Consider the following 24,404-nt stretch of genomic DNA (forward strand, 5'->3'; position numbering starts at 1 on the left):
ACGGAGGCAACGCTGGGAGCGGCGGGACCTTCTCCCCGGGCCCAGTGTCTTGCAGTGGTCCAGCTGGGCGCTGTGGGGTGGATGCGCTGCAGTGGTGGGCGGGGCCGGTGCGGTCATCTGCGGTCTCACCGTCGTCGCGCGGACGCAAGCGTTGGATCCGGTGACGCTTGCGTTCATGATGACTTTCCTCGTCGGCTGCATAGTCCTTTTCTTTTGTGTCCGGATGATGGAGCGCAAGGAAAAGCAAGAACTCGCTGCGGGTTACACGACAAGCAAGCAAGGACATTACGAAGTGGAGAGACGTCACTCGCCGACGGGTCTCATCGTTCGCAAGGCCGGGCAGCCAGCGCTTACCCGCGACCAAGAGGCGGCAGCGAACGCGTTGGTACGTGACTTTTTATCGTCTCGAGCACAAGGGCGATGAGTTCGCCTGAAGGGTGCGATCCTGAGCGCCACCCCTACCGAGCAAGTCGTCGGGCCAGGGAGCGTGGCGAGATGGGTTCGTCGACTGTCTCAGCATGGCGGGACGAGAGAGTTCGCTGATGATGACGGTGTTTCGATGGCTCGCCGGCTTTGCAGTAGCGGGTACGTTGACCGGTCTGCTCGTTGCCGTTGTCTTCGGCAGCGCTCAGGCTCTCTCGCAGTTCCTTGCGCTCCTTGCCGTTGTTGCGGTGCTCGTCCTCATCCGGCTCGGTCTGCGCATCAAGGCAACCCGAGCGGTCGCGCGAGCTCGAAAGCAGCTAAGCCATCGCGGACTTGATACATGGGTGTGCTGTCTCGAAGAGGAGTCGTTGGGTGCTCTGCCGGAACTGGCAGAGAAATTCGGCTCGCTCGTTAATAGTGGGCAGGGCCTTCCGCCGTTCATCGTGACTTTGGACGATCGTCACCTTTGCCTATACACGCCACACGGTGGGGGCTCTCCCGTCACGCGCCTTGATCGGTCGCACGTGCGGGCCACCTTCGGCACTCGCGAGGGAAGGCTAGAGCGAAGAGCCGCCATTCTGACCATCGACCCGCATGGGGCCCCTGTGCGACTTCGGGCGCTGGCTACGCGATTGCTCGTGCCATCTGGTCGGGCCACCAAGGGGCTGGTGCGTGCGGTGTCCCAAATCTGATGCAGTCTCGACTTCCGGATGTCCCAGCCGAAAGGGGAGTCGCATTGTGACTGACGCGGTAAACCTTGCTATCGGGCTCGGCATTATCGGAGTTGGGCTCTTCGTCCTTCCGTTCGCGATCCTCGACGCCCTCGGCTGACCCGATGATGCAAAACGCCAACAGAAGAGACGCGCTATTTGGAGCGGCCGGATTCGTCGTTGGCTCACTCATTCTCGCCGGAATGGTCGCAGGAGCATTGACTACGGGGCAGGCGTCGCAGCTCCAGGCTTTCGTGATCGGGGGAGTTGCGGCGCTGTTCGCTGTCTCCAGTCTTATGCTGCTCTATCGCGCTTCTGTACGGCGCCAGCTGGATCGTATCCGGGCTGCCGAGGGTTCCGAAGCCATAGCGATCCAGTTGTCATCTCGTACGCGTCGCGACCTTGAATCGTCCGGACTCGCGCCTGTTTTCACTCTCCATAACCTGGCCGTGACGATCCGGTCGAACGACATCCGACTGTGGACCGGGCTGCGGGAACCCTTCGCCTTCGGGAGTATCGAGTCGTCAAGCGTGGAGTCCATCGAGGTCGTGGGTCGTGCCCTCCGACTCACGTTGCGTTCCCAGCGGCGCGCCGCGTGCACGTTGGAGCTTGCCCCTCGATCAGTGGATACCCCGATGCCGAAGTTCCTCACTCCGTCTGAGTTGACGGAGATCCGAGATCGGATGCTCCAGATTTCCTGACTACGTCGGGTCACATCTCAGCACACGATTCGCGAGACAGCGTCACGATCCCGGGTCTGTTTCGTCTTGGTGGAAGAGACGATCGAAAAGGAATCGCATGACGAGCACCGAACAGCACGCGCCACCTGTCCAGAAACCGGCCCCAGCCGGTCCGCGTAGCGGCTTCACCCGGATCGTCATTGCGAGCGCGGCCGGCGTGGTGGTCTTCGCTGCAGGTGCCGGGGCGTCGGGTGCGGTCGCGATGAATTCCCAGCGGACCGTGGAGAACACGTTCGTGGCGGCAAAGAAGAAGGCCGTCGCGTTGTACGAAGACGATAGGGCGGCGCAGAAGAAGCTGGCGACGAAGCAGAAGGAGGTCGAGGCGGCTCGTGGGGCGCTGACGCAATTGCAGCGTCTGCTGGAAGGTTCGGAAGCGGTGTCCGATACCACGCGCGAACACCTCGATGACGCCCTGGATGAGCTGACGTCCTACGACCCGGAGGCGACACCGGCCGACGCTGTTCCACGGCCTCAGCCGAAGGACGCGGCCGGAATGTGGATCGGCGATCTCTCTGCCGAGGCGCACCGCTTGGTCGAGTTTTCCCTGGATCACGAGGAGGACCACGAGGCCACCGAGCGAGCCGTGGACTACCTGGAGGAGACGCTCGCCGACGCCAAGCAGGTCGCTCAGGAGATCATCGCCGAAAGTTGGTCGGCCGGGCTGAACCTTCCCGGCGCATGACTGCGAGCGGCACTCCTCGGGAACGTCGCCGCCGCGTCCGCTTGGCCGCCGTGCTGACCGTGGCTGGCGCTCTCGTTGCAGGCAGCGTCGGCTGCACGCCGATCGCCGAGCGCCCGGAGGCGGCCGTCCGGGCCTACCTGGACCGGATCGTGGCCGGGGACATCGAGGGGGCACTCGAGCTGGATGGAACCCGACTGGCGGTGAGCGAGGTCCTCCTCACGAACGCGGCCTACCGCGCGGCGACCGACCGGATCACCGGCTACAGGATCATGACGACGAACATCGATGGAGACGAGGCGCAGGTCAGGGTTCGGACCGTTCAGAAGAGCGGCCGAGCGCTGACGCGGTTGACGGTGAAGCGAACCGCGGGCCGGTGGCACCTTCTTCCCGCTTCGCTCGGCTACATCGAAATCCGGCCGGGGCCCGACGGCTTGGGTCGGACGATCAGTGGGCAGCGGATCCCGGATGAGCGCGAGCTGACTCTTCACGCCTTCCCTGGCACGTACCGTCTGGAGGGCGTTTCGACAGACGACATCACGGTGAAGAGCGCCCCGGCCGTCCTCACCGGGTTCGGCTCGCACTCTGGCCTGGTGCCGACGGTCGCGCTGACGGAACGAGGGAAGGAGCGCGCCGTCGGAGCGGCGAAAGCCCACCTCGACGCGTGCGCCGCGCTCGGAGATGCGGCCAGAGGAGCGGAGTGCCCGTTCGAGATGGACACCACGGAGAAATGGTGGACGACGAGCCGGTGGAACATCGAGCGAGAGCCGACGTTCACGGTCAGTGAATGGGAGCCGGAGTGCGACCCGCCGGGTCGATCGAGCTTCCGGAGCGCCGGGTGCTGGATGGTCGACTCGGACAGCGTACCGGTCACCTTCACCGCGTCATCCCCTGACTCATTCGACTCGACGACGGAACCGGTGGACACCCAACTCCACGGCTGGCTTCGCGGTTTCACGGATGCCGGGGCCGGGTTCAATGCCTTTCCCACGCGTTTCCGGTAGCCGGCAGGCATGGACAAAGAAGGGCGCAGGGTCCGCGACCCTGCGCCCTTCTTCCGCGCCGCTCAGCCCTGGCGGGCCTTCATGCGCGGGTTCTTCTTGTTGATGATGAACGTGCGGCCCCGGCGACGCACCACCTGAGCTCCGGGCATCGCCTTGAGCGACTTCACCGAGTTGCGTACCTTCATGACGGACCTCCCTTGTTGAAACCTATTCTCAATAACAATGGGGGATCGTCGTTTATTGCCCGGCTGCGGCTAGATCCCGAATGTGGCCAGCCAGGAATCGACCACCGGGATGTCCAGACGCTGGTAGCCGCCGAGGTAGCGGCAGTTGTCCGTGTAGCCGTAGCTCGTCACCGCGACCAGCTGGTCGCCGAGGAACACCGGGCCGCCCGAGTCGCCGAAGCAGGTCCCGCCGGTTCCGCGGGTGTCGTTCGGATTGCCGTTGGTCTGCAGGATCTGCGGGGTCAGCTTCTGGCCGGGCATGTCCACGTAGCGCCGGATGAGGGGGTAGCTCATCGGCTGCGGCTTCTGCGGGCCGGACTCCGGCTTGCGGACTTCCGTGCCGTAACCGACTGCGGTGAACAGCGTCTTCGACAGGTTGCTCGTCTTGATCGCGTCGAGCGTGCCCACGGGCGCGATCTGCGGGTAGCCGGATCCGAACGAGGCCACGGGCTGGTCGAGCACGATGACGCCGACGTCGTTCCAGTTCGCGGTGTCGGTGAAGTCCGAGTAGTCCGGATGCGTGTACGCCGTTCCCGAGTAGTAGCCGGCCGCGGTGATCTCGGCGGCGGTGAACCCGGCGGTCGGGTCGGCGGCGACCGGGAACGGAGCGGGCGGCTGCTCGGCGATCACGGAGTCGAACGTGACGAGTGTCTTGCCCAGCGTCCCCGAGGTGCAGTGTGCGGCGGTCACGACCACCGTCGGCGACACCAGCGTCGCCGAGCACCGGAAGCGCCCGTCGGCGTCGTAGAACAGGATCAGGCCGACATCGGGATGCTTGTCCCCGTCGGCGACCCCTCCCGTGCTGGCGACGGCGGGTGTGCCGACGGCCAGTCCGGCGAATGCGGCCAGCGCGATGGCGGCGGCCAGGATTCTCTTACGCATGGATCCCCCTTTGGATCTCGTAGCGGTTCAGTCCTCCGAGTATGCACATCCCCCAGTCGGGGGCCAAGGCTCGATGCCTGCGCGATGTTCGTTCGGAACCACTTCGATGAGCAGCGTCACGATCACGAGACGGCCCACGTCTTCATGTGTGAAGGGTTCGGGCGAACGGGCCGGACCCCTTCAGGCGATGTGGCGGGGAGTACGGGAACTGTCCCGCCACATCGCCCCCACGCGCCGTCGAACCGTTGATCGGGTGCGCCGCGGACCGTTTCGCGAAAAGGCGTCACCCCCTATGCTGTTCCGGGGGAAAGGGGATTCTGATGGGCGCGATCGCAGTGCACGAGTTCGTGTCGCTGGACGGCGTGTTCGAAGATCCGAGCTGGACGTTCGAGTTCGGGTTCGATCCCGACATGGGCGAGGACATCGGCCGCATCACGCGGGCGTCGGACGCGATCCTGCTCGGCAGGCGCACGTTCGAGATGTTCGCTCCCGCGTGGTCCCCGCGCACCGCCGACGACGATCCGGGTGCGCCTTTCTTCAACGACAGCCCGAAGGGCGTCGTCAGCTCGACCCTGGACGACCAGACCGCGGAGCGCACGTGGCGTAATTCGCGGTCGCTCGGCGCGTACGACGCCGAGCGCATCCGGGCCTTCGCCGACGAGTTCAGCGGCGGGGTGTACATCAGCGGGTCCGGCTCGCTGGTGCGGGCCCTGCTGGCCGACGGACTCGTCGACTCACTCCATCTGTTCGTCTATCCGCTGGTCCGTGGGACGGGCGCACGCCTGTTCCCCGAGGGAAGCGCGCCCGCTAAGCTGCGGCTGCGTCACCACGACGCCTACGACAACGGCGTCCTCCACCTCCACTACACGGCCGCCTGACACCGCCCGCGTGCGGCCGCCCCATCGCGGCCGCCGGACCGGTTCTCAATTGAGGCCGCTCATCGTCCGCAATCGACGTTAGCCTCGCTCATGGCGGGGCTGCTCCGCCATCACATCCATACACAGCACACCCGGGAATCACTGTGACTCTGCTTCGTCTCTCACTCCGCTTCGTGCGCCCCTACTGGCGCGCGGTGACCGCGGTCGTGGTCCTTCAGCTGATCGCGACCATGGCCGCCCTCTACCTTCCGACCCTCAACGCCCAGATCATCGACAAGGGCGTCGTCACCGGCGACACCGACTTCATCTGGCGCACCGGCGGCACGATGCTCGTCGTCTGCTTCATCCAGGTGATCGCCGCCGTAACGGCAACCTACTTCGGGGCGCGCGCCTCGATGTCCGCGGGCAAGGACATCCGGCGCTCCTTCTACCGCAAGGTGGATGCGCTGCCGTCGCTCGACCTCGCCCGCTGGGGGATGCCGACGCTCATCACGCGCAACACGAACGATGTCCAGCAGGTGCAGATGCTCCTGCTGATGACGTTCAACTTCATGGTGTCCACCCCGATCATGTGCATCGCAGGAATCATCTTCGCGGTGCAGGTCGACGCCGGGCTCTCCTGGCTGATCTGGGTCTCGGTCGCCGTGCTGTTCATCGTCGTCGGCGTCCTCGTCTCGCTCCTGCTGCCGATGTTCCGCATCATGCAGGAGCGCATCGACGGCGTGAACGGCGTCATCCGCGAGCAGATCGTCGGCATCCGCGTCATCCGCGCCTTCGTCCGCGAGCGCTTCGAGACGAAGCGGTACGACGACGCCAACGCGGCCCTCACGCGCATCTCGGTCAAGGTCGGAAACGTCTTCGTGCTGATGTTCCCGATCATCATGCTCATCCTCAACGCGGCGACCGTCGCCGTGCTCTGGTTCGGTGGTCACCGGGTCGACGCCGGCGACATCCAGATCGGCGCGCTGACCGCCTTCCTGCAGTACCTCCTACAGATCCTGGTCGCCGTCATGATGGGCGTGTTCATGGCCATGATGATCCCGCGCGCCATGGTCTGCGCGGAGCGCATCGAAGAGGTTCTCGGTGCGACGCCCAGCACCGCTCAGGCTCAGGCCGACGCCGACGAGGTCCCGACGAACGGCCGGGTCGAGGTGCAGGATGTCACCTTCGGCTACCCGGGCGCCGAGAAGCCGGTGCTCAGCGACGTGACGTTCACGGCCGAGCCCGGCAAGGTGACCGCGATCGTGGGCTCCACCGGTTCCGGCAAGACCACCCTGGTCTCGGTGATCGCCAACCTGTTCACGCCGCAGAGCGGACACGTCCACATCGGCGGCGTCGCCGTCGACGCGCTCACCCGCAAGCAGATCGCCGGGGTGCTCGGGCTGGTGCCGCAGCGGCCGTACCTCTTCTCCGGGACGATCGCCTCGAACCTGCGCTTCGGGCGTCCGGATGCGACCGACGAGGAGCTCTGGGAGGCGTTGCGCGTGGCCCAGGCCGAGGACTTCGTCCGAGCGAAGGAGCACGGCCTCGACGAGCGCATCTCCCAGGGCGGTACCAACGTCTCCGGCGGACAGCGCCAGCGACTGTGCATCGCCCGCGCCCTCGTCGCCCAGCCGAAGGTGTACCTCTTCGACGACTCGTTCTCGGCGCTCGACGTCGCGACCGACGCCCGCCTGCGGCGCGCGCTCGCCGAATCCATCGGGGACGCGGCGATGATCGTCGTCGCGCAGCGCGTCTCCACGATCCGCGAAGCCGACACGATCATCGTCATGGACGACGGACGGGTCGTCGGACGCGGCACCCACGACGAACTGCTGGAGTCCAACGAGACGTACCGCCAGATCGTCGAGTCGCAGCTGAGCCTGGAGGTGGCCTGAGATGGCACGGACCACAGAACGCAAGAAGCGCGGCGGACGCCCCGAGGAGGGGCAGAACCCGACCGCGAAGGACATCGTCCTCGACGAGCTCGAGGAGGAATACGACTTCACGCCCACCGAAGCCGACGGCGACATGTTCGGCGGAGCACCGGCGAAGAAGGCGGAGAACTTCTGGCCGTCGTTCAAGCGGCTCATGGGACTCCTCAAGCCCGAGTGGCTCGGGATGGCCTGGGTCACCCTTCTCACGGTCGTGTCGGTCGTGCTCGTCGTCATCGCGCCGAAGATCCTCGGTGACGCGACCAACGTCATCTTCAACGGCATCTACGTCACGAAGCAGGGCATCGACTTCACGGAGCTCGGGCGCCTCCTGCTCATCGTTCTCACGATGTACTTGGTCGCGTCGCTGCTGCAGTGGTGGCAGGGCTACCTGCTCAACGCCCTCGTCATGCGCGTGGTCTATGGGCTGCGCAAGGACGTGGAGTCGAAGCTCAACCGCCTCCCGCTGAGCTACTTCGACACCCGGCAGCGCGGAGACCTCATGTCCCGCGTGACCAACGACGTCGACAACATCCAGACGGCTCTGCAGCAGGCGTTCTCGCAGCTGATCCAGTCCGTGCTGATGGTCATCGGCATCGGGATCATGATGTTCATCGTGTCGTGGCAGCTCGCGCTGATCGCGCTGATCTCCATCCCACTCTCCGGTGTGATCGCCGGGGTGATCGGCTCGCGCTCGCAGAAGCTCTTCACCGCGCAGTGGGCTTCGACCGGTTCGCTCAACGGCCACATCGAGGAGTCCTACTCCGGTCTCGACCTGGTGCGCGCCTTCGGCCGCGACGAGGTCATGCTCGGCGAGTTCGACGAGCGCAACTCGAAGCTGCACCGGGCGCAGGTCGGCGCGCAGTTCGTCTCGGGCAGCATCATGCCGGCGATGAACTTCGTCTCCTACCTCTCCTACGTGCTCATCGCGGTCGTCGGCGGCCTGATGGTCGCCGGGCGCACGCTGACCATCGGAGACGCCACCGCGTTCATCCAGTACTCCCGCGAGTTCTCGCAGCCGATCGGGCAGATCGCCGGCATGGCCAACATGCTGCAGTCGGGTGTCGCCTCGGCCGAGCGGACGTTCGAGTTCCTGGACTCGGAGGAGCAGATGCCCGAGACGCCGACGCAGCACCTCCCGGAACGTGCGGACGGCCGGGTGGAGCTCGACACGGTGGACTTCTCGTACGACCCCGAGACGCCGCTGATCCAAGACCTGTCGCTCAGCGTCCAGCCGGGCAGCACGGTCGCGATCGTCGGTCCGACGGGAGCGGGCAAGACCACGCTCGTCAACCTGATCATGCGTTTCTACGAGCTGAACGGCGGCACCATCCGCCTCGACGGCATCGACACAACGCACCTGTCGCGGGATGAACTCCGCGGCCAGGTCGGAATGGTGCTGCAGGACGCATGGCTGTTCTCGGGGACCATCCGCGAGAACATCCGGTACGGGCGCCTCGAGGCGACCGACGACGAGGTGATCGAGGCGGCGAAGGCCACCATGGTCGACCGGTTCGTCCGGCAGCTGCCCGACGGCTACGACACGGTGATCGACGCGGAGGGCGGCAACGTCTCGGCCGGTGAGCGCCAGCTCATCACCATCGCGCGGGCGTTCATCGCGAACCCGTCGCTGCTGATCCTCGACGAGGCCACCTCCTCGGTCGACACCCGTACAGAGCTGCTCGTCCAGCACGCGATGGCGGCGCTGCGCACCGACCGGACCTCGTTCGTCATCGCGCACCGCCTGTCCACCATCCGCGACGCGCACACCATCCTCGTGATGGAGCACGGCCGGATCGTCGAGCAGGGCGACCACGCAACGCTTCTCGAGCGGCGCGGGGCGTACTACGACCTGTACATGACGCAGTTCCGCGGCGACGACGCGGGGGCAGAGGTCGACCAGCAGGATGAGGCAGGCATGCCCGAAGAGGTCGCCGCCCCGTAAGGGTGGCGCGCGGACCGCCTAGCGGGGTTGGGGCGGTCCGCGCGCCGGACACCAGTGAACAACCACCGCGGCACCGGGTCACTCTCGTTGACACCGGTGCCGCGGCGTGCGGCTAGACCGAACTGTTCAGCGGTCGATCGCACCTAGCGTCGGGCGATCTTCGCCACCGTACGGATGGCGAACACTCCGGCGAGTACCCACGGCCCCACCACGATGATCGGGTCGAGCCACGTGTGCTTCACGTCCGCGCGGCGAACCCCGAACCGCGACGACACGGCATGGTGGCCTGCCTCGCCCAGGACGCCCGACTCCGTGATCGGGTCGTCGGGCCGGCGGGACGCGAGCGACTTCACATGTGCGCCCACCGACTCCACCCGGTCGCCCAGCACGAGCAGCAGCCAGTGCGCGGTCTGCCCCTCGCTGTAGCGGTCGTAGGCGAAGCGGCGGATCGCGCCCGAGACGCCGTGGAGCGGTTGAGCCGTTCCGAACACCGGCGTCATCCGGGTGTGCTCGATCGAGCGCTCTCGCCCCTGTACGGGCTGTTGCTGCTCCGGGATCTCCCAGTGCGCACCGGGCGGCTCCAGGTCGAGACGCTCCCGCGGATGCGACGGCCGGTCGGCCGGGTCGCTGTCGACTCCCCAGCCGGGGATGCGCCTGCGGAGCTCCTCCGGGTCGTACTTCTTCGTGTGATCTGTGGCGACGTACGGCATCTGCTGTCCTCCCTCGATCCGTGGTTACGCGGCGCTCGGCACGACGAGCGGCTTGATGATCCCGTCGAGCTTCGACGAAAACAGGTGGTACCCCTCCGCGATGTGCTCCAGGGGGATGCGGTGGGTGACGATGTCCGACGGCGTGAGGTATCCGTTCCGGACATGCTCGAACAGGCGGGGCCACTGACGTTTCACCGGGCACTGGTTGGTGTGGATGGTGAGGCCCTTGTTCATGGCGTCGCCGAACTTCACCGCGCTGAACAGCGGGCCGTACGCCCCCATCACGGAGATCGTGCCGCCCTTGCGCACGGAGTCGATCGCCCAGTTCAGCGCGATCGGGGAACCGCCCTGCAGCTTCAGCTTGGAGGCGGTGATGTGCTGCAGCGCAGCGCCGTCGGCCTCCGCACCCACCGCGTCGATGACGACGTCCGCGCCGAGACCGTCGGTCGCCCGCTTGAGCGCGAGCACCACATCCCCCAGCTCGACGAAGTTGTACGTCTCGGCGTGCGCGAACTCGCGCGCCTTGGCCAGCCGGTAGTCGAGGTGGTCGACCACGATGACCCGGCCGGCGCCCATCAGCCACGACGACTTCGCGGCGTACAGGCCCACCGGGCCGGCACCGAACACGACGACCGTGTCGCCCTCGACGATGTCACCGAGCTGGGCGCCGAAGTAGCCGGTGGGGAGGGCGTCCGTGAGCGTGACGGCGTCCTCGTCCGACATCCAGTCCGGGATGATCGTCGGCCCGACATCGGCGAGCGGGACCCGGACGTACTCGGCCTGGCCGCCGTCGTAGCCGCCGGTCGTGTGCGAATAGCCGTAGATTCCCCCGACCGCGGTGGCGTTCGGGTTCACGTTGTGGCAGTTGGAGTAGAGCCCCCGCTGGCAGAAGTAGCAGGTGCCGCAGAAGATGTTGAACGGCACCATCACCCGGTCGCCGACCTTCAGCGTCTCGACGTCCGGCCCGACTTCGTCGACCACCCCGATGAACTCGTGGCCGAACGTGTGGCCGATCCGGGTGTCCGGCATCATGCCGTGGTAGAGGTGCAGGTCGGATCCGCAGATCGCGGCCAGCGTGACCCGGACGATGGCGTCTCCCGGGTGCTCGATTGTGGGTCGGTCCTTCTCCTCCACGCGGACCTTGTACGGGCCGCGGTACGTCATCGCCAACATGGCTCTCCTCTCGTCCCGACCCACTTCATGCCGGATGCACGAGTGAATCGAGGAGTTGACAGCCGGGAGGGGCGGTGTAGCCCTACACCTTTTTGCTAGGCAAGTGAACGAGTTGCCGAGCGGGTCGGAGCGCCGTACAACGGGGACATGACGAAAGACGAGCGCGCCTCCCTGCCTCCCGGACCCGACTTCTCCTACGGCGGGTACACGGTGAAGCTGGAGCCCGAGCACGGGCAGACCGGACGGTGGCGCGTTGTCGACGACGAGAACTACTACGGTCTGGTCGCCGCGGCGGAGCCGCTCCGAGGTGAGCCCGAGGTCCATTTCGCGGCGCACTTCCCGGGCGAGGAGGACATCCCGCCGATGAAGATCGTGCCGCTGTGGACGCTGGCGGTGGAATTCCTGCTGGATGCGGGCAAGGGCGAGGCTCTGTGGGGACTCCCCGACGACCGGACGGCGCCGCATCCCATCGTCGCCGACGCCCTTCCGGAACCGTCCGCCGAGGCCGAGGCCGAGGCCGAGGCCGAGCCCGAAGCCGACGCGAGCAGACAGGCCTGAGACGCACGAAGGCCCGGAGCCGAGCGGCTCCGGGCCTTCGTCGCGTCGCGCCGCGTTAAGCGGTGACGCCGATCGCGAAGCTGACGGCTCCCTGGTCGTCGACCTGTGCATCGAGCACCTTGTCGTCGAGGACCTCGGCCGCCTGCGTCTCAAGGAAGATGCGGGCGCCGCCCGACTCGACCACCTGGTCCGAAGGGTCCGGCTCCGGGGTGACCGCCGCGGCGAACGCGGTGTTGTCGGGGTTGCTGCTGCTGATCCGCAGACCCGCGGAGTCGTCCGGGGACTGGTCGGTCAGCGTCTTGACGATGGTGCTGGCGTTCTCGGTGAGGGTGAGCATGTGCTCTCCTTCCTATCGATGGTCCAGGAGTCGACTACGTTCCCGCGCACTCCGGCCGACCGCAACCGGCTCGGAGGCCATTGCCAGGGAACGTTCACGCGGCTCTACTCGAAGGCCTTCACGAGCTCGCGGTCGAAGGCGTCCAGGTCGTCGGGCTTGCGCGACGAGACGAGGGTGAACGGGCCGTCGTCGACCACGACCTCCTCGTCGACCCAGGTCGCCCCGGCGTTGCGGTAGTCCGTCTGCAGGCTCGGCCAGCTGGTCAGTGTCCGGCCGCCCACGACGCCCGCCTCGATCAGCACCCAGCCGCCGTGGCAGATCACGGCGATGGGTTTCCCTGCGGCGGCGAAGTCCTTCACCAGCGACACGGCTTCGGGGAACGTGCGCACCTGGTCGCCGTTGGCGACACCGCCCGGCAGCACGAGGGCGTCGAACTGGTCGGCGCTCGCAGAGCCGAGGGTCACATCCACGGGGAAGGTGTCGGCCGGCGTCAGGTGGTTGAACGCCTGCACCTCGCCCTCGTCCTTCGACACGAGCTTGGGCGTGCCGCCCGCCTCTGTCACCGCCTGCCAGGGCTGCACGAGCTCGGCCTGCTCGATGCCCTCGGGGCCCACCAGGAACGCGATCGTCTTGTTGGTCAATGCCATGTTGTTGGTCTCCTTCCGATGCCCCACCTGTACGCCGGGGGCACGGCAGAATGAACCCATGGCGAGCATCCCGCAGCTGACTCTCAACGACGGCAACACCATCCCGCAGCTGGGCTTCGGCGTGTACAAGATCCCGGAGGCCGAGACGGCGGAGGCGGTGGTGACGGCGCTGGAGGCGGGCTACCGCCACATCGACACGGCGGCGTTCTACGAGAACGAGCGCGGGGTCGGCGAGGGCGTGCGGCGCAGCGGGATCGACCGGTCGGACGTGTTCGTCACGAGCAAGGTGTGGTGGACCGAGAACGGTTACGACTCGACGCTGCGGTCGTTCGACGCCAGCCTCGAGCGACTCGGCTTCGACACGATCGACCTGTTCCTCATCCACTGGCCGGCGCCGCGTAGTGACCGGTACGTGGAGACCTGGCGCGCCCTGGAGCGGGTGCGGGAGGAGGGTCGCGCGCGGTCGATCGGAGTGGCGAACTTCCACATCCATCACCTCGACCGGCTGGCGCGCGAGACCGGCACGGTGCCCGCGGTGAACCAGGTGGAGCTGCATCCCTGGCTCCCGCAGGCCGAGGTGCGCGCGTATGACGCGTCCCACGGGATCGTGACGGAGGCGTGGTCGCCGCTGGCGCGCGGCCGGGTGCTCGGCGACCCCGTCCTCGACGTGCTCGCCGCGAAGCACGGAGTGACGCCGGCGCAGGTGGTGATCCGGTGGCAGCTGCAGCTCGGAAACGTGGTCATCCCCAAGTCGACATCGCCGGAGCGCATCCGGTCGAACATCGACGTCTTCGCGTTCGAACTGGATGCGGAGGATCTGGCCGCGATCGCAACGCTCGAGTCGGGGGAGCGCACGGGCAAGGACCCGGACGACCTGGGCTGAGCCCGCTGCGTCCTAGTCGACTCGGCTGACCGGCTGGCGCAGGATCGTCCGCAGCTTCTCCTGCGCCGTCCTCCGGGCGTCGCTCAGGTAGATCTCGTGGTGGCGGCCGGTCATCCGTAGCCCCGCTTCCGGGATGAACACGTCGTGCAGCTCCGCCAGCACGGGCGCCTCGTCGTCGTAGGAGCCGACGTGGAGGATCTGCACACTCAGCCCTTCGTCGAGCGTCTCGACGCGCAGCTCGTCCAGGCGCGGGGCGCCGCCCTTGCTTCGCACGGTCGCCGTCGCCTCCTCGACGTGCGCGTCCGTGATCCAGTCGGGGACGAGGTTGAGCACGGTCCAGCGCCACTGAGACTTGTTGCGGGCGCTCGTGAACGCCGCCATGTCGTCCGCCCACCACAGCGCCTCCAACGGCATGACCGTGTAGTCGCGGTCGAGGCTGCGCTTGCTGAGGAACTTCAGCGCGTAGGCGAGCGGGAAGATCGTCTGAACCGCATCGCGATACTCGTCCGAGGTGTTCGGGTCGCCGTGACCGTCCACCATCAGGTAGCGCAGCGGCGGAACGGTGACGACCTCGAAGCGCCCGCGCCGGGGAGCATAGAGCCCCAGCTCCTTCTTCAGGTCGGTCTTCACGGTCACTCGCCCGATGGATGCGCCCCGACGACATCGAGGAGCCACGCCAGCGCGAACGCCCGCTCGCGCCAGGCGGCGTACCGCCCGGAGACCCCGCCGTGGCCGGCGGCCATCTCGATCTTGAGCAGCGGGTCCGCATCCACCTCGCGCAGCTTCGCCACCCATTTCGCCGGCTCGACGTAGAGCACGCGGGTGTCGTTGAGGCTCGTGATGGCGAGGATGCGCGGGTAGTGCGTCGCGTGCACATTCTCGAGCGGCGAGTACGACTTCATGTAGTCGTAGACCTCCGGATCGTGCAGAGGGTCGCCCCACTCGTCCCACTCGATGACGGTGAGCGGCAGGGACGGGTCGAGGATGCTGGTGAGCGGATCGACGAAGGGCACCTCGGCGAGGATCCCGGCGAAGTCGCGGGGCGCCAGGTTCGCCACGGCGCCCATGAGCAGGCCGCCGGCGCTCCCGCCCTGCGCCGCCATGCGCGACGGATCCGTCCATCCACGGTCGACGAGGTGGCGGGCGGCGGCCACGAAGTCGGTGAAGGTGTTCTTCTTGTGGAGCTTCTTGCCGTTCTCGTACCAGAGCCGGCCCAGTTCGCCGCCGCCGCGGACATGCGCGATGGCGAACACGACGCCGCGGTCGAGGAGGCTGAGGCGCGGGATGCTGAACGACGGATCCATGCTCGCCTCGTACGAGCCGTAGCCGTAGAGCACGAGCGGGGCCGGCTCACCGGGCGTAACGAGGTCGCGGCGGTAGACGAGCGAGATCGGGACGCGCGCGCCGTCGGGTGCCGTCGCCCACTCCCGGCGCTGCTCGAACAGGGAGGCGTCGAACGCCCCGAGCACCGGCTGCTGCTTGCGCAGGGCGAGCTCGCGGGTGCGGACGTCGTAGTCGTACACCGTTGAGGGCGTCACGAAGCTGCCGTAGCCGAGGCGCAGGAACGGCTGCGTCCACTCCGGGTTGCCGCCGACCCCGACGGTGAAGAGCTCCTCGTCGAAGTGCAGCTCGTGCGGGGTGTCGTCCGCCGGCTGCTCACTGTTCGGATCGGGCACGCAGGCGACGGCGACCCGCGTCATCCCCTCGCGGCGGTACTCGACGCTGACGAAGTCGCGGAACGCATCGACGCCCTCGATGCGCACGGCCGGATCGTGCGCGAGGAGCACCCGGCGGGGCCCCTGGGGGTCGTCGGCCGAGACGCTGACGAGCTCGAAGTTGATGGCGCCGTCGTTGTGGACGATGAGGAGGCGGTCGTGGCCGCCGACGATGGCGTGTTCGACGTCGTACTCGACGCCCTCCTTCCGCGGCCAGACCACGCGGAACTCGCCGGTGGGGTCGTCGGAGCGGAGCAGCCACGCCTCGCTGGTGATGTTCGAGCCGGCCTCGATGACCAGGAAGCGCCGGCTGCGGGTCAGGCCGACGCCGATCCAGTAGCGCTCGTCCGGTTCGTGGAAGACCTGCGTGTCAGGGACCGCAGGAGCGTCGCCCACCCGGTGGCGCCAGACGGTGTCGGGGCGCCAGGACTCATCCACCGTCGTGTAGAAGATGTAGGCGCCGGTCTGGTCGAACAGCGCGCCGCCCGCGGTCCCCTCGATCTCATCGGGGAAGGTCACGCCGTCGTCGATGAGCGAGCGGACGCGGAGCGTGTAGCGCTCGTCGCCCTCGGTGTCGACGGCCCAGAGCAGGCGCGTGCCGTCGGCGCTCACGTCGAAGCTGCCGAGCGCGTAGAAGTCGTATCCTTCGGCCTCGGCGTTGTCGTCGAGCAGGATCTGCTCGCCCGGGAGGCCGTTGCGCTGGGCCGCCTCATCGAGCGTCGGGGGAACCCAGTCGTCGGCGGAGGCGATGGGAGCCCGGCAGTGGATGCCGTACTGCTTGCCCTCGACCGTGCGGGTGTAATACCACCAGTCGCCCTCGCGGACCGGCACGCTCAGGTCGGTCTCGCGGGTGCGCGCCTTGATCTCGTCGAAGATCTGCTCGCGGAGCAGAGCGAGGTGCTCGGTGCGGGCGTTGGTGTACGCGTTCTCCTCGTGGAGATGCGTGATGACCGCCTGGTCGTCCTTCTCGCGCAGCCACTCGTAATCGTCGACGTAGACGTCGCCGTGGTGGATGCGTTCGACGGGCTTCTTGGCGGTGACCGGCGGGGTGAGCATGTGCCCAGGCTATCGGGCGGTGCCCACCCCGCACGCGGTCGCGGCCGTCGCCGCGGCCATCGTCAGGGGCGCAGCAGCACCTTGCCGACGCGTCCGGCCTCGCCGCTCGCGGCGACGGCTCCGGCGATGTCGTCCAGCCCGTGGACGCCTGCGACCGGGAGGGTCAGCGTGCCGTCCTGGAGGCGGGCGAACAGCTCCTGGAAGAGCCGCCCGCGCTGGTCGGCCGGCATCTCGCGGCTGACGACGCTGCCCCAGAAGCCCTTGACCGTGGCCTGCTTGAAGATGATGTCGCCCGAGGCGAGCTCGAGGGTGGGAGACGCCATCGCGCCGAACACGACCAGGGTGCCGTTCTCGGCGAGCGTGGAGAGCACATCCCCTGCCGACGAGCCGCCGACGGAGTCGACGCCCGCGCTGATCGGTGCGCCCCCGGTGATCTCGGCGAGCCGGTCGCGCCATCCGGTGTCGTCGGTCGCGACGACGCGCTCGATGCCCTGGGCGCGCAGCTCCTCCACGCCGGCGGACCGCCGGACGAGGCCGACGACGTTGAGCCCGCGTGCGGCGCCGAGCTGGGCGACCATCCGGCCGACGGCGCCGTTCGCGGCGTTCTGGATGAGCCAGTCGCCCTCGCTCAGTCCGAGCGAATCGAGCAGGCTGATCGCGCTGAACGGCATCGACACCAGCTGGGCGGCGGACTCGTCGGGGAGCCCATCGGGCACGGGGATGAGGCCCGCGGCCCGGGTGACGAAATACTCGGCCCACACGCCGAACGTGCCGCCGGTGACGACCCGCTGGCCGACCGTGAGCTGCTCGACGCCCTCGCCGACCGCATCGACGACGCCGAGTGCCTCGGTGCCGGCCTGCGCGGGAAGGTCGGGCTTGAAGCCGTAGGTGCCGCGCACGGTCCACAGGTCGTGGTTGTGGATGGGCGAGAGCAGCATCCGCACGCGGACCTCTCCCGCACCCGGCTGGGGGAGGGGGCGCTCTTCGACCGCGAGCACCTCGGCGGGGTCGCCGAACTCGTGGTGGACCAGGGCGCGCATCGTGGTGGCGTCTGTCACGGCTCAGTCCTCCGAAACCGTGATGGTGACGTCGATGTTGCCGCGCGTAGCGTTGGAGTAGGGGCACACGTGGTGCGCCGCGTCCGCGAGGGCCTGGGCCTGCTCGGCCTCGATCCCGGGCAGGACGACCTCGAGCAGCACGGCGAGCTGGTAGCCGCCGTCGCCGTTCGGGCCGATCTCCACACGGCCTCCGACCGACGAGCCGTCGAGCTTCACCTTCTGGCTGCGGGCGACCGCCTGCAGCGCCGAGTGGAAGCAGGCCGCGTACCCGGCGGCGAACAGCTGCTCGGGGTTGGTGCCGGCTCCCGATCCGCCCATCTCCTTGGGGACGGCGAGGTCGAGGGCGAACGAGCCGTCGCTGGTGGCGACACGGCCGTCGCGGCCGGCGCCGGTCGACAGGGCTTCTGCGGTGTAGAGGACGTTCATCAGTTCCTTTCGGAGGGTGTTCTGTTGTGCGCGGGGGCCTGCGGCTGCGCTGCAGCGTGCATGGTCTCCGTGAGCCGGTGGAGGGTGTCGATGAGGGCGCCCGCCGCCTGCTGGTCGGGCAGGCCGGTGCCTGCCGCGATCCGGGCGGGGATGTGGGCGAGCTCCGAGCGCAGCTCCCGGCCGCGATCGCCGAGCGTCACCGTCACGACGCGCTCGTCGCCCGCGCGGCGTTCGCGCCGGACGAGACCGGACTGCTCCATCCGCCGCAGCAGCGGGGACAGCGTCCCCGAGTCGAGCTGCAGGTGTTCGCCCAGCGACCCGACGGTCTGCTCGCCCTCGACCCAGAGGGTGATGAGGACGAGGTACTGCGGGTAGGTGAGCCCCCAGGGCTCGAGGAGCGTACGGTACGCCTGCGTGGTGGCACGCGTGGCGGCGTAGAGCGAGAAGCACACCATCTCATCGGTCACCGGCATGAGCTAATAGTTGCACACAATAAAGTTGTGCACAATTTAATGCGTGGCCATGGGACGCGACACGCCGTTATGCGGAGCGGATAACGGCGTGTTGCGACCCACGGAGGGTCAGGGGGCGGGGGATGCGCGCAGCGCGGCCGCGAGGGCGACGAGGGCCGCGCGGACGCGGGCGAGCTCCGGAGGGGATGCGAGGCTCGCGCGGGCGCGCTTGACCGCTGTGAGCGCACGGTCGGCGTCCTCCGGCCCGCGTCGGGAGAGGTGCTTGTCCAGGGCGCCCGGCAGCTCGGCGGCGGCGTCGATGCAGTCGATCGGCAGCACGGCGGGGGAGGTGCCCGCCGGGCCGACACCTCGACCTGGGCGACGGAGCATCCGACGCGCGCGGTGCGCAGGTGCCAGTTGCTCGACGCGGGCCGCTGACGCCCGCACGGCGGCGACCGCGCGGGTCCGCTCCTCCTCGTCGTCTGACGGCACCGCGATCGCCGCCCCGACCGTCGTCAGCAGCTCCGACAGCCGGCGCCGCAGGACGTCGATGCTGCGCACGGGCAGCACGAACCAACTGGCGGCGATGCCCAGCGCGGCGCCGAGGACGATCGCCAGCATCCGCTCGGCCAGCATCCCGGTCTCGCCGGTGAGCGACGCCGTCCCGGTCAGCTGCTGAAGAAGCGTCAGGACGAGCGTCACGGTGAGTGCCCAGAAGGCGTAGCTGTATGCGCGCAGCCAGGTGCCGACGAAGAGCGCGACGAAGATGATGACGACGCCGCCGAAACCGGAGGCGTGCGGGGCGGCAGCGGTCAACGCGACGGCAGCGATCGTTCCGGCGAGGGCCCCCACCACTCGGAGGGCGCTCTTGTGCACGACGTCCCCGCGCCCTCGGTTGCCCGAGCACACCAGGAAGGCGGTCAGCACCACCCACATCGCATGCTCTGGAAAGAGCAGCCAGCCGAGGAGGAAGGCGGCGGTGAGCGCGACGGCGAGCTGGATCGCCATCCGGGTGCTCGCGGGCAGACGCGCCCGGCCCGATCCGGTCGCAGCGCCGCGGGCCGCCGACGGAGCAGGGTCGGCCGGTGCGGCCTCCTGCCGCCGCACCGGCAGCAGGCGCAGGATCTCGCGGGCGACGGCCACCCATACGGTTGCGATCACACCGGCGAGCAGGACGAGCAGCGTCGTGACCCATCCCGGCTGGCCGGAGACGGGCGACACCGGCGCGATCAGCATCGCGGTGAACGGCAGGGCGACCAGGGCTCCCAGCCGCGAGAGGCGGGGACCGAACCGCCGGAGCCAGATCGGCACGCTCATCCCGGCGACGAAGAGCGCCGCGCCCACGAGAGGAGCGACGACGAGCAGCCATCCGACGCCTCCCGCCACGAGTCCGACGAACGGCAGTACGACCGCCGAGCGTGCGAACTCGGACCGCGATGCGAAGGTTCGCCGGCCGAGGCTGAGCGCCACGACCGTCGCCAGCACCGCGGCACTCGTCACGCCCGCGATCGAGCCGCCCGCCAGCAGGGACCCGAGCCACCACACGGTCGCGCACGCGGCGGCGGCAGCGGCGGTGGCGACGAGCGCAGTCGTCCCGTCCGCCAGGATGGCGCCGATCTGCCGCGTGCCCACCGGCACATCCTCTCACCGCGTCGGAGGAGCCGTGGACGGCGCGGCGGAGGCCGGCAGGCGGAGCTCAGCCCGGCTCAGCGCGGAACGCTCAGCGAGCCGCGTCGAAAGCCAGCAGGGCAGCCCCGGCACGACCGGCGTCGCCACCGAGAGCGCTCTGAACCACCGGCGGCCGTTCTCGCCATGCCAGCCCAGCCGACATCCGTTCTCCGAGCGGCTCGAACAGGGCATCGCCGGCGTGCGAGACACCGCCGCCGAGCACGATCAGTCCGGGATCGAGCAGCAGGGTCAGGATGTTCAGGCCCTGGGCGAGTACGTCGAGCGCCTCCGACCAGATGCGGTCGGCGAGCGGGTCGACCCCGAGCCGCTCGACGATGCGCCGGGTGCTGAGGGCGTCTCCGCCTGCCGCCCGGTACCGCCGGGCCACGCCCGCGCCGGACATGTACACCTCGAGGCAGCCGCGCTGGCCACAGGTGCACGGTTCGCCGTTCGGGATGACGGGGATGTGGCCGAACTCGCCGGCGGCGCCGGTCGCGCCGGTCACGGCGCCGCCGGACGAGACGAGAGCGGCCGCGACCCCGGTGCCGATCGGCACGAGGGCGAAGTCGCCGAAGCCGCGCGCGGCCCCGCTGTTGCGCTCCGCGAGCCCGGCGGCACGCACGTCGTGACCGACCGCCACCGGCAGGTGCAGCTCGGATCGGAGGATGTCGAGGAGGGGCACGTCACGCCAGCCGAGGTTGGACGCGTAGTGCACCAGACCGCGCTGCTCGTCGAGCATCCCCGGAGTGGCGACGCCCGCGCCGACGACGTCGTGACCGTTGTCGGCCGCGGTTCGGCGCAGCTCGCCGAGCAGGCCGACGAGCGCGGTGAGGATGCCGTCCGTCGGGGTCGCGAGCGTCGTCTCCGTCACGGTCGCGCCGTCCTCGCGGACGACCGCGCCCTTCATCGCAGTACCGCCGAGGTCGACGGCCAGGACGACCGGGAGGCCGCTCATGCGGACTGCTCGCTCGCCGTGTCGCGGACGGCCGCGACCACGGCGCGGACCACCTCGGCCGAGGTGACGTCGCGTTCGCCCGAGTCGTACGCCGTCGGGGCGCCCGCGCCGGGAGTCGCGACCGCCCGCGGTGCCCGCAGATGGACCTCCGCGACGCCGGTCCGCCGCACGACCTCGGCGACGTTGGCGGGACGGACGCCGCCGCCCGCGAGGATCGTCACCCGGTCACCGGCGAGCTCCACCAGTCGCGTGAGCTCGTCCGCGCCGTCCAGCGCTGTCGCGGCACCGGCCGAGGTCAGCACGCGTGTCACGCCGAGATCGGCGAGCTGCTGCAGCGCCTCCGCCCGGTCGGCGACTTGGTCGAACGCCTTGTGGAAGGTCACCGGCGCATCGCCGCACGCGGCCACCAGGCGGCGGGTCGCATCCACGTTCACCCGTCCGTCGGCGCGCAGGGCTCCGACGACGAAGCCCAGGACGACGCCCGAGGGATTGGGGAGCGCACGGATCGAGTGGATGTCGTCCACCATCGCCTGCAACTCATCGTCGTCGTACACGAAGTCGCCCGGCCGCTGGCGGATGAGTACCTGGATGCCGATCCGCGTCGCCGCGCGCAGCGCTCCTGCGACCGTGCCGATGGACGGCGTGATGCCGCCTTCGCCCAGCGCCGCGCACAGCTCGATCCGGTCGGCGCCGGCCTCCTCGGCCACCCGGACGCCGGCGAGGTCGTCGAGGCAGATCTCGACGACGGTCACGCGAGGCGCTCCAGCGCGGCCGTGAGGTCCGCGCCGAGCTCGATCGCACCGACCGGGACGCCGCCGCCCAGCACGGGGAGGTCGGTGAGCGCGCGCGCGTCCGCGATCGGGGTCCCGAGCGCCTCGAGCACGCGGAGCGCGATAAGAGTCGTCGCCCGGGGGCTGCCATCCACGATCTTCATGGCGACCGCCGTGCCGTCCGCTGCCGCGACTCCGATCACGCCCTCGGCGCCGCCCTTGGCGAGCGCTCCGGGGACCGTCTCCATGAGCGTCGTGTTCTGGTGGCCCGTGCCGCCGACGTAATAGGGGTGCTCGCGCATCGCGTCGGCGACGGCGCGCTCGGGCGCGCCCGGCTCCGCCTGCACCAGCCGGCCGAAGGCGCGCGCGATCCCGCGGACGCTCGTGCCGAAGAGCGGTGCGCCGCAGCCGTCGATCGCATCGTGCCCGACCGGCACGCCGGTCAGCTCCGCCATGGTGGCGCGGATGTGCTGCTGCAGCGGATGCTCCGGCTCGAGGTAGCCGTCGGTCGGCCACCCGTTGGTCGCCGCGGCGAGGAGCATCGCGGCGTGCTTGCCGGAGCAGTTCATCCGCACGCGCGAGCGTCCCTCGCCGTCGCGCAGCATCCGCTCGAACGTCGCCTCGTCCTCGGGCCGGTCGACGGGGCAGCCGAGCGCAGCGTCGTCGACGCCCGCGCGGGTCAGCAGCTCGCGCACCAGCCGGACGTGCTCGTCCTCGCCCGTGTGGCTGCCCGCAGCGATGGCGAGCTCCGGACCGGCCAGTGGCGCGCCAGCGGTCAGGCAGCCGAGGGCCTGCAGCGGCTTCACGGTGCTGCGCGGCAGCACCACGGCATCCGGGTCGCCGAGCTCGATCAGCGGGTTGCCCGCGGGGTCGAGCGCCACGAGGCTCCCGAAGTGCCGGCTCTCGATGAGCCCGGAACGCCGCACGACGGCCAGCTCGGCGAGTCCGGTGGTGGAGTCGGCGGTGCGGACGGAGACGGTGGGGGCGTCAGACATGGTCGGCTTTCGTGGAATCGGTGCCGTCGTCGACGTGCTCGACGGCGACGACGGCGGGGAGCGTCGGGAGGACCGGCTGCGGTGAAGTGCGCCGGCGCGAGCCGCGCTGCAGCCGCGACGCGAAGGCCGAGAGGCTGCCGTTGACGACGAGGTAGATCACCGTCACCGCGACGTAGGTGGGGATGAGCAGGTGCAGGTATGAGGCGAGCACCTGCCCGCGGTACAGCAGTTCGGTGAACGCGACGATGTAGCCGAGCGAGGTGTCCTTGAGGAGGCTGACGAACTGGGTCACGAGCGACGGCGTGACGTTGCGCACCGCCTGGGGGAGCACCACGTACGTCATCGCCTGGACCGGACGCATCCCGAGGCTGAGGGCCGCCTCGCGCTGTCCGCGCGGCAGGCTGAGGATGCCGGCTCGGATGATCTCCGCGAACACCGCGGCGTTCGCGATGGTGAGCGGCACGACCAGCTTCCAGAGCGTCGGAAGGTTGATGCCGATCTGCGGGAGGCCGAACAGCATCAGGTAGATGACCAGAAGTACCGGGACGGTACGGGCGATCTCGATGTAGAGCCCGCAGACGAAGCGGACCCAGCGCACCTGGCTGACCCGGCCGAGCGCCAGCACGGTTCCGAGCGCAGCGCCGAGCACCGCGACGATCGCCGCCGCCTCCAGCGTCCCGAGCAGACCGACCAGCAGGTACTGCCAGATGGCCCACTCGGTGAACGGCGCCCAGCGCTCCGGTGCGAGCTGGCCGTGGGCGGCGAACTGCCAGAGCCCCAGGCCGACGATCGCAGCGAAGACGACGACGCTGACGATCGACCCGATGAGGATGTTGCGACGGCCGCGCGGGCCGGGAACGTCGTAGATGAAGGAGGCGCCGTACTGACGCTTCTGGCGCCGGGCGCGGGCGGGAACCGGCCGGTCCGGGATGAGCTGTGCGGTCATCGGGCGATCGCCACCTTCCGCTCGACCCAGCCGGCGGCGAGGCCGATGGCGAGGGCGATGGCCATGTAGATGAGTCCGGCGCTGGAGAAGATCAGGATGGGCTGCGCGGCGACGAGGTTGACCTTGTTGACCTCGGCCGTGAGCTCGACGACGCCGACGGCCGCGGCGAGGGCCGTGTTCATGGCGAGCGCGATCATGACGTTGCCGATGGGCTGCACGACGGCGCGCAGCGCCTGCGGGACGACGACGTAGCGCAGTGACTGCCACAGGGTGAGGCCGAGCGCACGGGAGGCCTCGACCTGGCCGACGGGGACGGTGTTCACACCCGATCGCACCGCCTCGGCGACGTACGCCGCCTCGTAGACGGTGAGCACGATGATCGCGGTCGGGGTCAGCGGGAGAAGGATGCCCGCATCCGGCAGGGCGAACACCGCGAGCAGCAGCAGGGCCAGCAGCGGGACGTTGATGAAGAACTGGACGTACAGGAACGCAGCCGCGCGCAGCACCGGGATGGGGCTGACGCGGGCGATCGTGACCAGCACGCCGAGCACGATGGAGCCGACGCCGGCCACCACGGCCATCAGCAGCGTGGTGCCGAGTGCCTGGGCCAGCGGCCCGAGGTTGTCGATCAGGGGGTTCATCGTTCTCTCGTCGAGT

At 69.1% G+C, this 24,404-nt stretch carries 26 protein-coding genes; 9 read left to right on the top strand and 17 right to left on the bottom strand.

The features are described 5' to 3' along the window. The first annotated feature begins 91 nt into the window (after positions 1–91). The 4 genes from AXZ95_RS02155 (at position 92) to AXZ95_RS02175 (ending at position 3,556) form a co-directional block, all read left to right on the top strand. A complete protein-coding gene (locus tag AXZ95_RS02155) occupies positions 92–424 on the top strand; it encodes a hypothetical protein (RefSeq protein WP_133638747.1) in 333 nt (110 codons plus the stop codon). A gap of 94 nt (positions 425–518) precedes the next feature. Beyond that, the gene (locus AXZ95_RS02160; RefSeq protein ID WP_133638749.1) at positions 519–1,115 is read left to right on the top strand and encodes a hypothetical protein; all 597 of its coding nucleotides are present in this window, start codon (positions 519–521) and stop codon (positions 1,113–1,115) included. Between the two features lie 816 nt (positions 1,116–1,931). Then, entirely contained in the window at positions 1,932–2,555 is a 624-nt protein-coding gene (locus AXZ95_RS02170; protein ID WP_018189353.1) for a hypothetical protein, read from the top strand. Then, positions 2,552–3,556, top strand: a complete 1,005-nt coding sequence (locus tag AXZ95_RS02175; RefSeq protein ID WP_231374308.1) for a hypothetical protein — start codon at positions 2,552–2,554, stop codon at positions 3,554–3,556. Before AXZ95_RS02170 ends, AXZ95_RS02175 begins: the two co-directional genes overlap by 4 nt. 62 nt (positions 3,557–3,618) lie before the next feature. Here the strand turns inward: AXZ95_RS02175 and ykgO are convergent, their stop codons facing one another. Both ykgO and AXZ95_RS02185 read right to left on the bottom strand, forming a co-directional pair. After that, positions 3,619–3,741 carry a type B 50S ribosomal protein L36 gene (gene ykgO, locus AXZ95_RS02180; protein WP_018189355.1) on the bottom strand — a complete coding sequence of 41 codons (123 nt, stop codon included), beginning with the start codon at positions 3,739–3,741 and terminating at the stop codon, positions 3,619–3,621. Between the two features lie 69 nt (positions 3,742–3,810). Continuing rightward, entirely contained in the window at positions 3,811–4,662 is an 852-nt protein-coding gene (locus AXZ95_RS02185; RefSeq protein WP_018189356.1) for a trypsin-like serine protease, read from the bottom strand. Positions 4,663–4,982: 320 nt separating this feature from the next. Between AXZ95_RS02185 and AXZ95_RS02190 the strand changes: the two genes are divergently transcribed. From AXZ95_RS02190 to AXZ95_RS02200, 3 genes are all read left to right on the top strand, one after another. Continuing rightward, positions 4,983–5,540 carry a dihydrofolate reductase family protein gene (locus tag AXZ95_RS02190; protein ID WP_018189357.1) on the top strand — a complete coding sequence of 186 codons (558 nt, stop codon included), beginning with the start codon at positions 4,983–4,985 and terminating at the stop codon, positions 5,538–5,540. A gap of 143 nt (positions 5,541–5,683) precedes the next feature. Continuing rightward, positions 5,684–7,417: an ABC transporter ATP-binding protein gene (locus tag AXZ95_RS02195; protein WP_018189358.1), complete on the top strand. Its 1,734-nt coding sequence runs from the start codon at positions 5,684–5,686 to the stop codon at positions 7,415–7,417. Between the two features lies 1 nt (position 7,418). Further along, the gene (locus tag AXZ95_RS02200; RefSeq protein WP_018189359.1) at positions 7,419–9,398 is read left to right on the top strand and encodes an ABC transporter ATP-binding protein; all 1,980 of its coding nucleotides are present in this window, start codon (positions 7,419–7,421) and stop codon (positions 9,396–9,398) included. 143 nt (positions 9,399–9,541) lie between these two features. Here AXZ95_RS02200 and AXZ95_RS02205 read toward each other — a convergent pair whose 3' ends face one another. Further along, positions 9,542–10,108 (bottom strand): hypothetical protein, encoded by a 567-nt coding sequence (locus AXZ95_RS02205; RefSeq protein WP_018189360.1) that lies wholly within the window; start codon positions 10,106–10,108, stop codon positions 9,542–9,544. A gap of 24 nt (positions 10,109–10,132) precedes the next feature. Next, complete coding sequence (locus AXZ95_RS02210; RefSeq protein ID WP_026307011.1) at positions 10,133–11,281, bottom strand: zinc-dependent alcohol dehydrogenase; 1,149 nt, start codon at positions 11,279–11,281, stop codon at positions 10,133–10,135. A 147-nt stretch (positions 11,282–11,428) separates the two neighbouring features. Here AXZ95_RS02210 and AXZ95_RS02215 point away from each other — a divergent pair, with 147 nt between their 5' ends. After that, complete coding sequence (locus tag AXZ95_RS02215; protein ID WP_018189362.1) at positions 11,429–11,839, top strand: hypothetical protein; 411 nt, start codon at positions 11,429–11,431, stop codon at positions 11,837–11,839. A 55-nt stretch (positions 11,840–11,894) separates the two neighbouring features. On the opposite strand, the gene AXZ95_RS02220 is transcribed toward AXZ95_RS02215, so the two are convergent. After that, entirely contained in the window at positions 11,895–12,176 is a 282-nt protein-coding gene (locus AXZ95_RS02220) for a hypothetical protein (RefSeq protein ID WP_018189363.1), read from the bottom strand. A gap of 104 nt (positions 12,177–12,280) precedes the next feature. Beyond that, positions 12,281–12,823 (bottom strand): type 1 glutamine amidotransferase domain-containing protein, encoded by a 543-nt coding sequence (locus AXZ95_RS02225; RefSeq protein WP_018189364.1) that lies wholly within the window; start codon positions 12,821–12,823, stop codon positions 12,281–12,283. 58 nt (positions 12,824–12,881) lie between these two features. Between AXZ95_RS02225 and AXZ95_RS02230 the strand changes: the two genes are divergently transcribed. Next, positions 12,882–13,706: an aldo/keto reductase gene (locus tag AXZ95_RS02230; RefSeq protein ID WP_018189365.1), complete on the top strand. Its 825-nt coding sequence runs from the start codon at positions 12,882–12,884 to the stop codon at positions 13,704–13,706. A 12-nt stretch (positions 13,707–13,718) separates the two neighbouring features. Here the strand turns inward: AXZ95_RS02230 and AXZ95_RS02235 are convergent, their stop codons facing one another. The 11 genes from AXZ95_RS02235 to AXZ95_RS02285 all read right to left on the bottom strand — a co-directional run bounded on the left by AXZ95_RS02235 (position 13,719) and on the right by AXZ95_RS02285 (position 24,388). Further along, complete coding sequence (locus AXZ95_RS02235; RefSeq protein WP_043742134.1) at positions 13,719–14,336, bottom strand: GyrI-like domain-containing protein; 618 nt, start codon at positions 14,334–14,336, stop codon at positions 13,719–13,721. 2 nt (positions 14,337–14,338) lie between these two features. After that, on the bottom strand, positions 14,339–16,477 hold the full coding sequence (locus AXZ95_RS02240; RefSeq protein WP_018189367.1) for a S9 family peptidase: 2,139 nt from the start codon (positions 16,475–16,477) through the stop codon (positions 14,339–14,341). 62 nt (positions 16,478–16,539) lie between these two features. Next, a complete protein-coding gene (locus AXZ95_RS02245) occupies positions 16,540–17,517 on the bottom strand; it encodes a zinc-binding dehydrogenase (protein ID WP_026307012.1) in 978 nt (325 codons plus the stop codon). Between the two features lie 21 nt (positions 17,518–17,538). Continuing rightward, positions 17,539–17,961: an organic hydroperoxide resistance protein gene (locus tag AXZ95_RS02250; RefSeq protein ID WP_018189369.1), complete on the bottom strand. Its 423-nt coding sequence runs from the start codon at positions 17,959–17,961 to the stop codon at positions 17,539–17,541. Then, positions 17,961–18,434, bottom strand: a complete 474-nt coding sequence (locus tag AXZ95_RS02255) for a MarR family transcriptional regulator (RefSeq protein WP_196802416.1) — start codon at positions 18,432–18,434, stop codon at positions 17,961–17,963. The genes AXZ95_RS02250 and AXZ95_RS02255 overlap by 1 nt, the downstream gene beginning before the upstream one ends. 108 nt (positions 18,435–18,542) lie before the next feature. After that, positions 18,543–20,045, bottom strand: a complete 1,503-nt coding sequence (locus tag AXZ95_RS02260) for an FUSC family protein (RefSeq protein WP_018189371.1) — start codon at positions 20,043–20,045, stop codon at positions 18,543–18,545. Between the two features lie 88 nt (positions 20,046–20,133). Continuing rightward, the gene (locus AXZ95_RS02265; RefSeq protein ID WP_018189372.1) at positions 20,134–21,036 is read right to left on the bottom strand and encodes an ROK family protein; all 903 of its coding nucleotides are present in this window, start codon (positions 21,034–21,036) and stop codon (positions 20,134–20,136) included. Continuing rightward, entirely contained in the window at positions 21,033–21,788 is a 756-nt protein-coding gene (locus AXZ95_RS02270; RefSeq protein ID WP_018189373.1) for a copper homeostasis protein CutC, read from the bottom strand. Before AXZ95_RS02270 ends, AXZ95_RS02265 begins: the two co-directional genes overlap by 4 nt. Next, entirely contained in the window at positions 21,785–22,801 is a 1,017-nt protein-coding gene (locus AXZ95_RS02275) for an asparaginase (protein ID WP_018189374.1), read from the bottom strand. The genes AXZ95_RS02270 and AXZ95_RS02275 overlap by 4 nt, the downstream gene beginning before the upstream one ends. Further along, the gene (locus tag AXZ95_RS02280; protein ID WP_018189375.1) at positions 22,794–23,747 is read right to left on the bottom strand and encodes an amino acid ABC transporter permease; all 954 of its coding nucleotides are present in this window, start codon (positions 23,745–23,747) and stop codon (positions 22,794–22,796) included. Before AXZ95_RS02280 ends, AXZ95_RS02275 begins: the two co-directional genes overlap by 8 nt. Beyond that, on the bottom strand, positions 23,744–24,388 hold the full coding sequence (locus tag AXZ95_RS02285) for an amino acid ABC transporter permease (protein WP_018189376.1): 645 nt from the start codon (positions 24,386–24,388) through the stop codon (positions 23,744–23,746). The genes AXZ95_RS02280 and AXZ95_RS02285 overlap by 4 nt, the downstream gene beginning before the upstream one ends. Positions 24,389–24,404: the final 16 nt, after the last annotated feature.

Origin of the sequence: Leifsonia sp. 115AMFTsu3.1 (assembly GCF_004362795.1) — a bacterium.
Taxonomy (GTDB): domain Bacteria; phylum Actinomycetota; class Actinomycetes; order Actinomycetales; family Microbacteriaceae; genus Leifsonia.

Bases quoted from the DNA above. Each gene is read 5' to 3' on its own strand.
- AXZ95_RS02170 (WP_018189353.1), top strand. From the start codon at position 1,932: ATGACGAGCACCGAACAGCACGCGCCACCTGTCCAGAAACCGGCCCCA.
- AXZ95_RS02265 (WP_018189372.1), bottom strand. From the start codon at position 21,036: ATGAGCGGCCTCCCGGTCGTCCTGGCCGTCGACCTCGGCGGTACTGCG.
- AXZ95_RS02230 (WP_018189365.1), top strand. From the start codon at position 12,882: ATGGCGAGCATCCCGCAGCTGACTCTCAACGACGGCAACACCATCCCG.
- AXZ95_RS02160 (WP_133638749.1), top strand. From the start codon at position 519: ATGGCGGGACGAGAGAGTTCGCTGATGATGACGGTGTTTCGATGGCTC.
- AXZ95_RS02175 (WP_231374308.1), top strand. From the start codon at position 2,552: ATGACTGCGAGCGGCACTCCTCGGGAACGTCGCCGCCGCGTCCGCTTG.
- AXZ95_RS02205 (WP_018189360.1), bottom strand. From the start codon at position 10,108: ATGCCGTACGTCGCCACAGATCACACGAAGAAGTACGACCCGGAGGAG.
- AXZ95_RS02215 (WP_018189362.1), top strand. From the start codon at position 11,429: ATGACGAAAGACGAGCGCGCCTCCCTGCCTCCCGGACCCGACTTCTCC.
- AXZ95_RS02250 (WP_018189369.1), bottom strand. From the start codon at position 17,961: ATGAACGTCCTCTACACCGCAGAAGCCCTGTCGACCGGCGCCGGCCGC.
- AXZ95_RS02240 (WP_018189367.1), bottom strand. From the start codon at position 16,477: ATGCTCACCCCGCCGGTCACCGCCAAGAAGCCCGTCGAACGCATCCAC.
- AXZ95_RS02210 (WP_026307011.1), bottom strand. From the start codon at position 11,281: ATGTTGGCGATGACGTACCGCGGCCCGTACAAGGTCCGCGTGGAGGAG.
- AXZ95_RS02225 (WP_018189364.1), bottom strand. From the start codon at position 12,823: ATGGCATTGACCAACAAGACGATCGCGTTCCTGGTGGGCCCCGAGGGC.
- AXZ95_RS02190 (WP_018189357.1), top strand. From the start codon at position 4,983: ATGGGCGCGATCGCAGTGCACGAGTTCGTGTCGCTGGACGGCGTGTTC.
- AXZ95_RS02245 (WP_026307012.1), bottom strand. From the start codon at position 17,517: ATGCGCGCCCTGGTCCACCACGAGTTCGGCGACCCCGCCGAGGTGCTC.
- AXZ95_RS02220 (WP_018189363.1), bottom strand. From the start codon at position 12,176: ATGCTCACCCTCACCGAGAACGCCAGCACCATCGTCAAGACGCTGACC.
- ykgO (WP_018189355.1), bottom strand. From the start codon at position 3,741: ATGAAGGTACGCAACTCGGTGAAGTCGCTCAAGGCGATGCCCGGAGCT.
- AXZ95_RS02255 (WP_196802416.1), bottom strand. From the start codon at position 18,434: ATGCCGGTGACCGATGAGATGGTGTGCTTCTCGCTCTACGCCGCCACG.
- AXZ95_RS02285 (WP_018189376.1), bottom strand. From the start codon at position 24,388: ATGAACCCCCTGATCGACAACCTCGGGCCGCTGGCCCAGGCACTCGGC.
- AXZ95_RS02280 (WP_018189375.1), bottom strand. From the start codon at position 23,747: ATGACCGCACAGCTCATCCCGGACCGGCCGGTTCCCGCCCGCGCCCGG.
- AXZ95_RS02200 (WP_018189359.1), top strand. From the start codon at position 7,419: ATGGCACGGACCACAGAACGCAAGAAGCGCGGCGGACGCCCCGAGGAG.
- AXZ95_RS02275 (WP_018189374.1), bottom strand. From the start codon at position 22,801: ATGTCTGACGCCCCCACCGTCTCCGTCCGCACCGCCGACTCCACCACC.
- AXZ95_RS02185 (WP_018189356.1), bottom strand. From the start codon at position 4,662: ATGCGTAAGAGAATCCTGGCCGCCGCCATCGCGCTGGCCGCATTCGCC.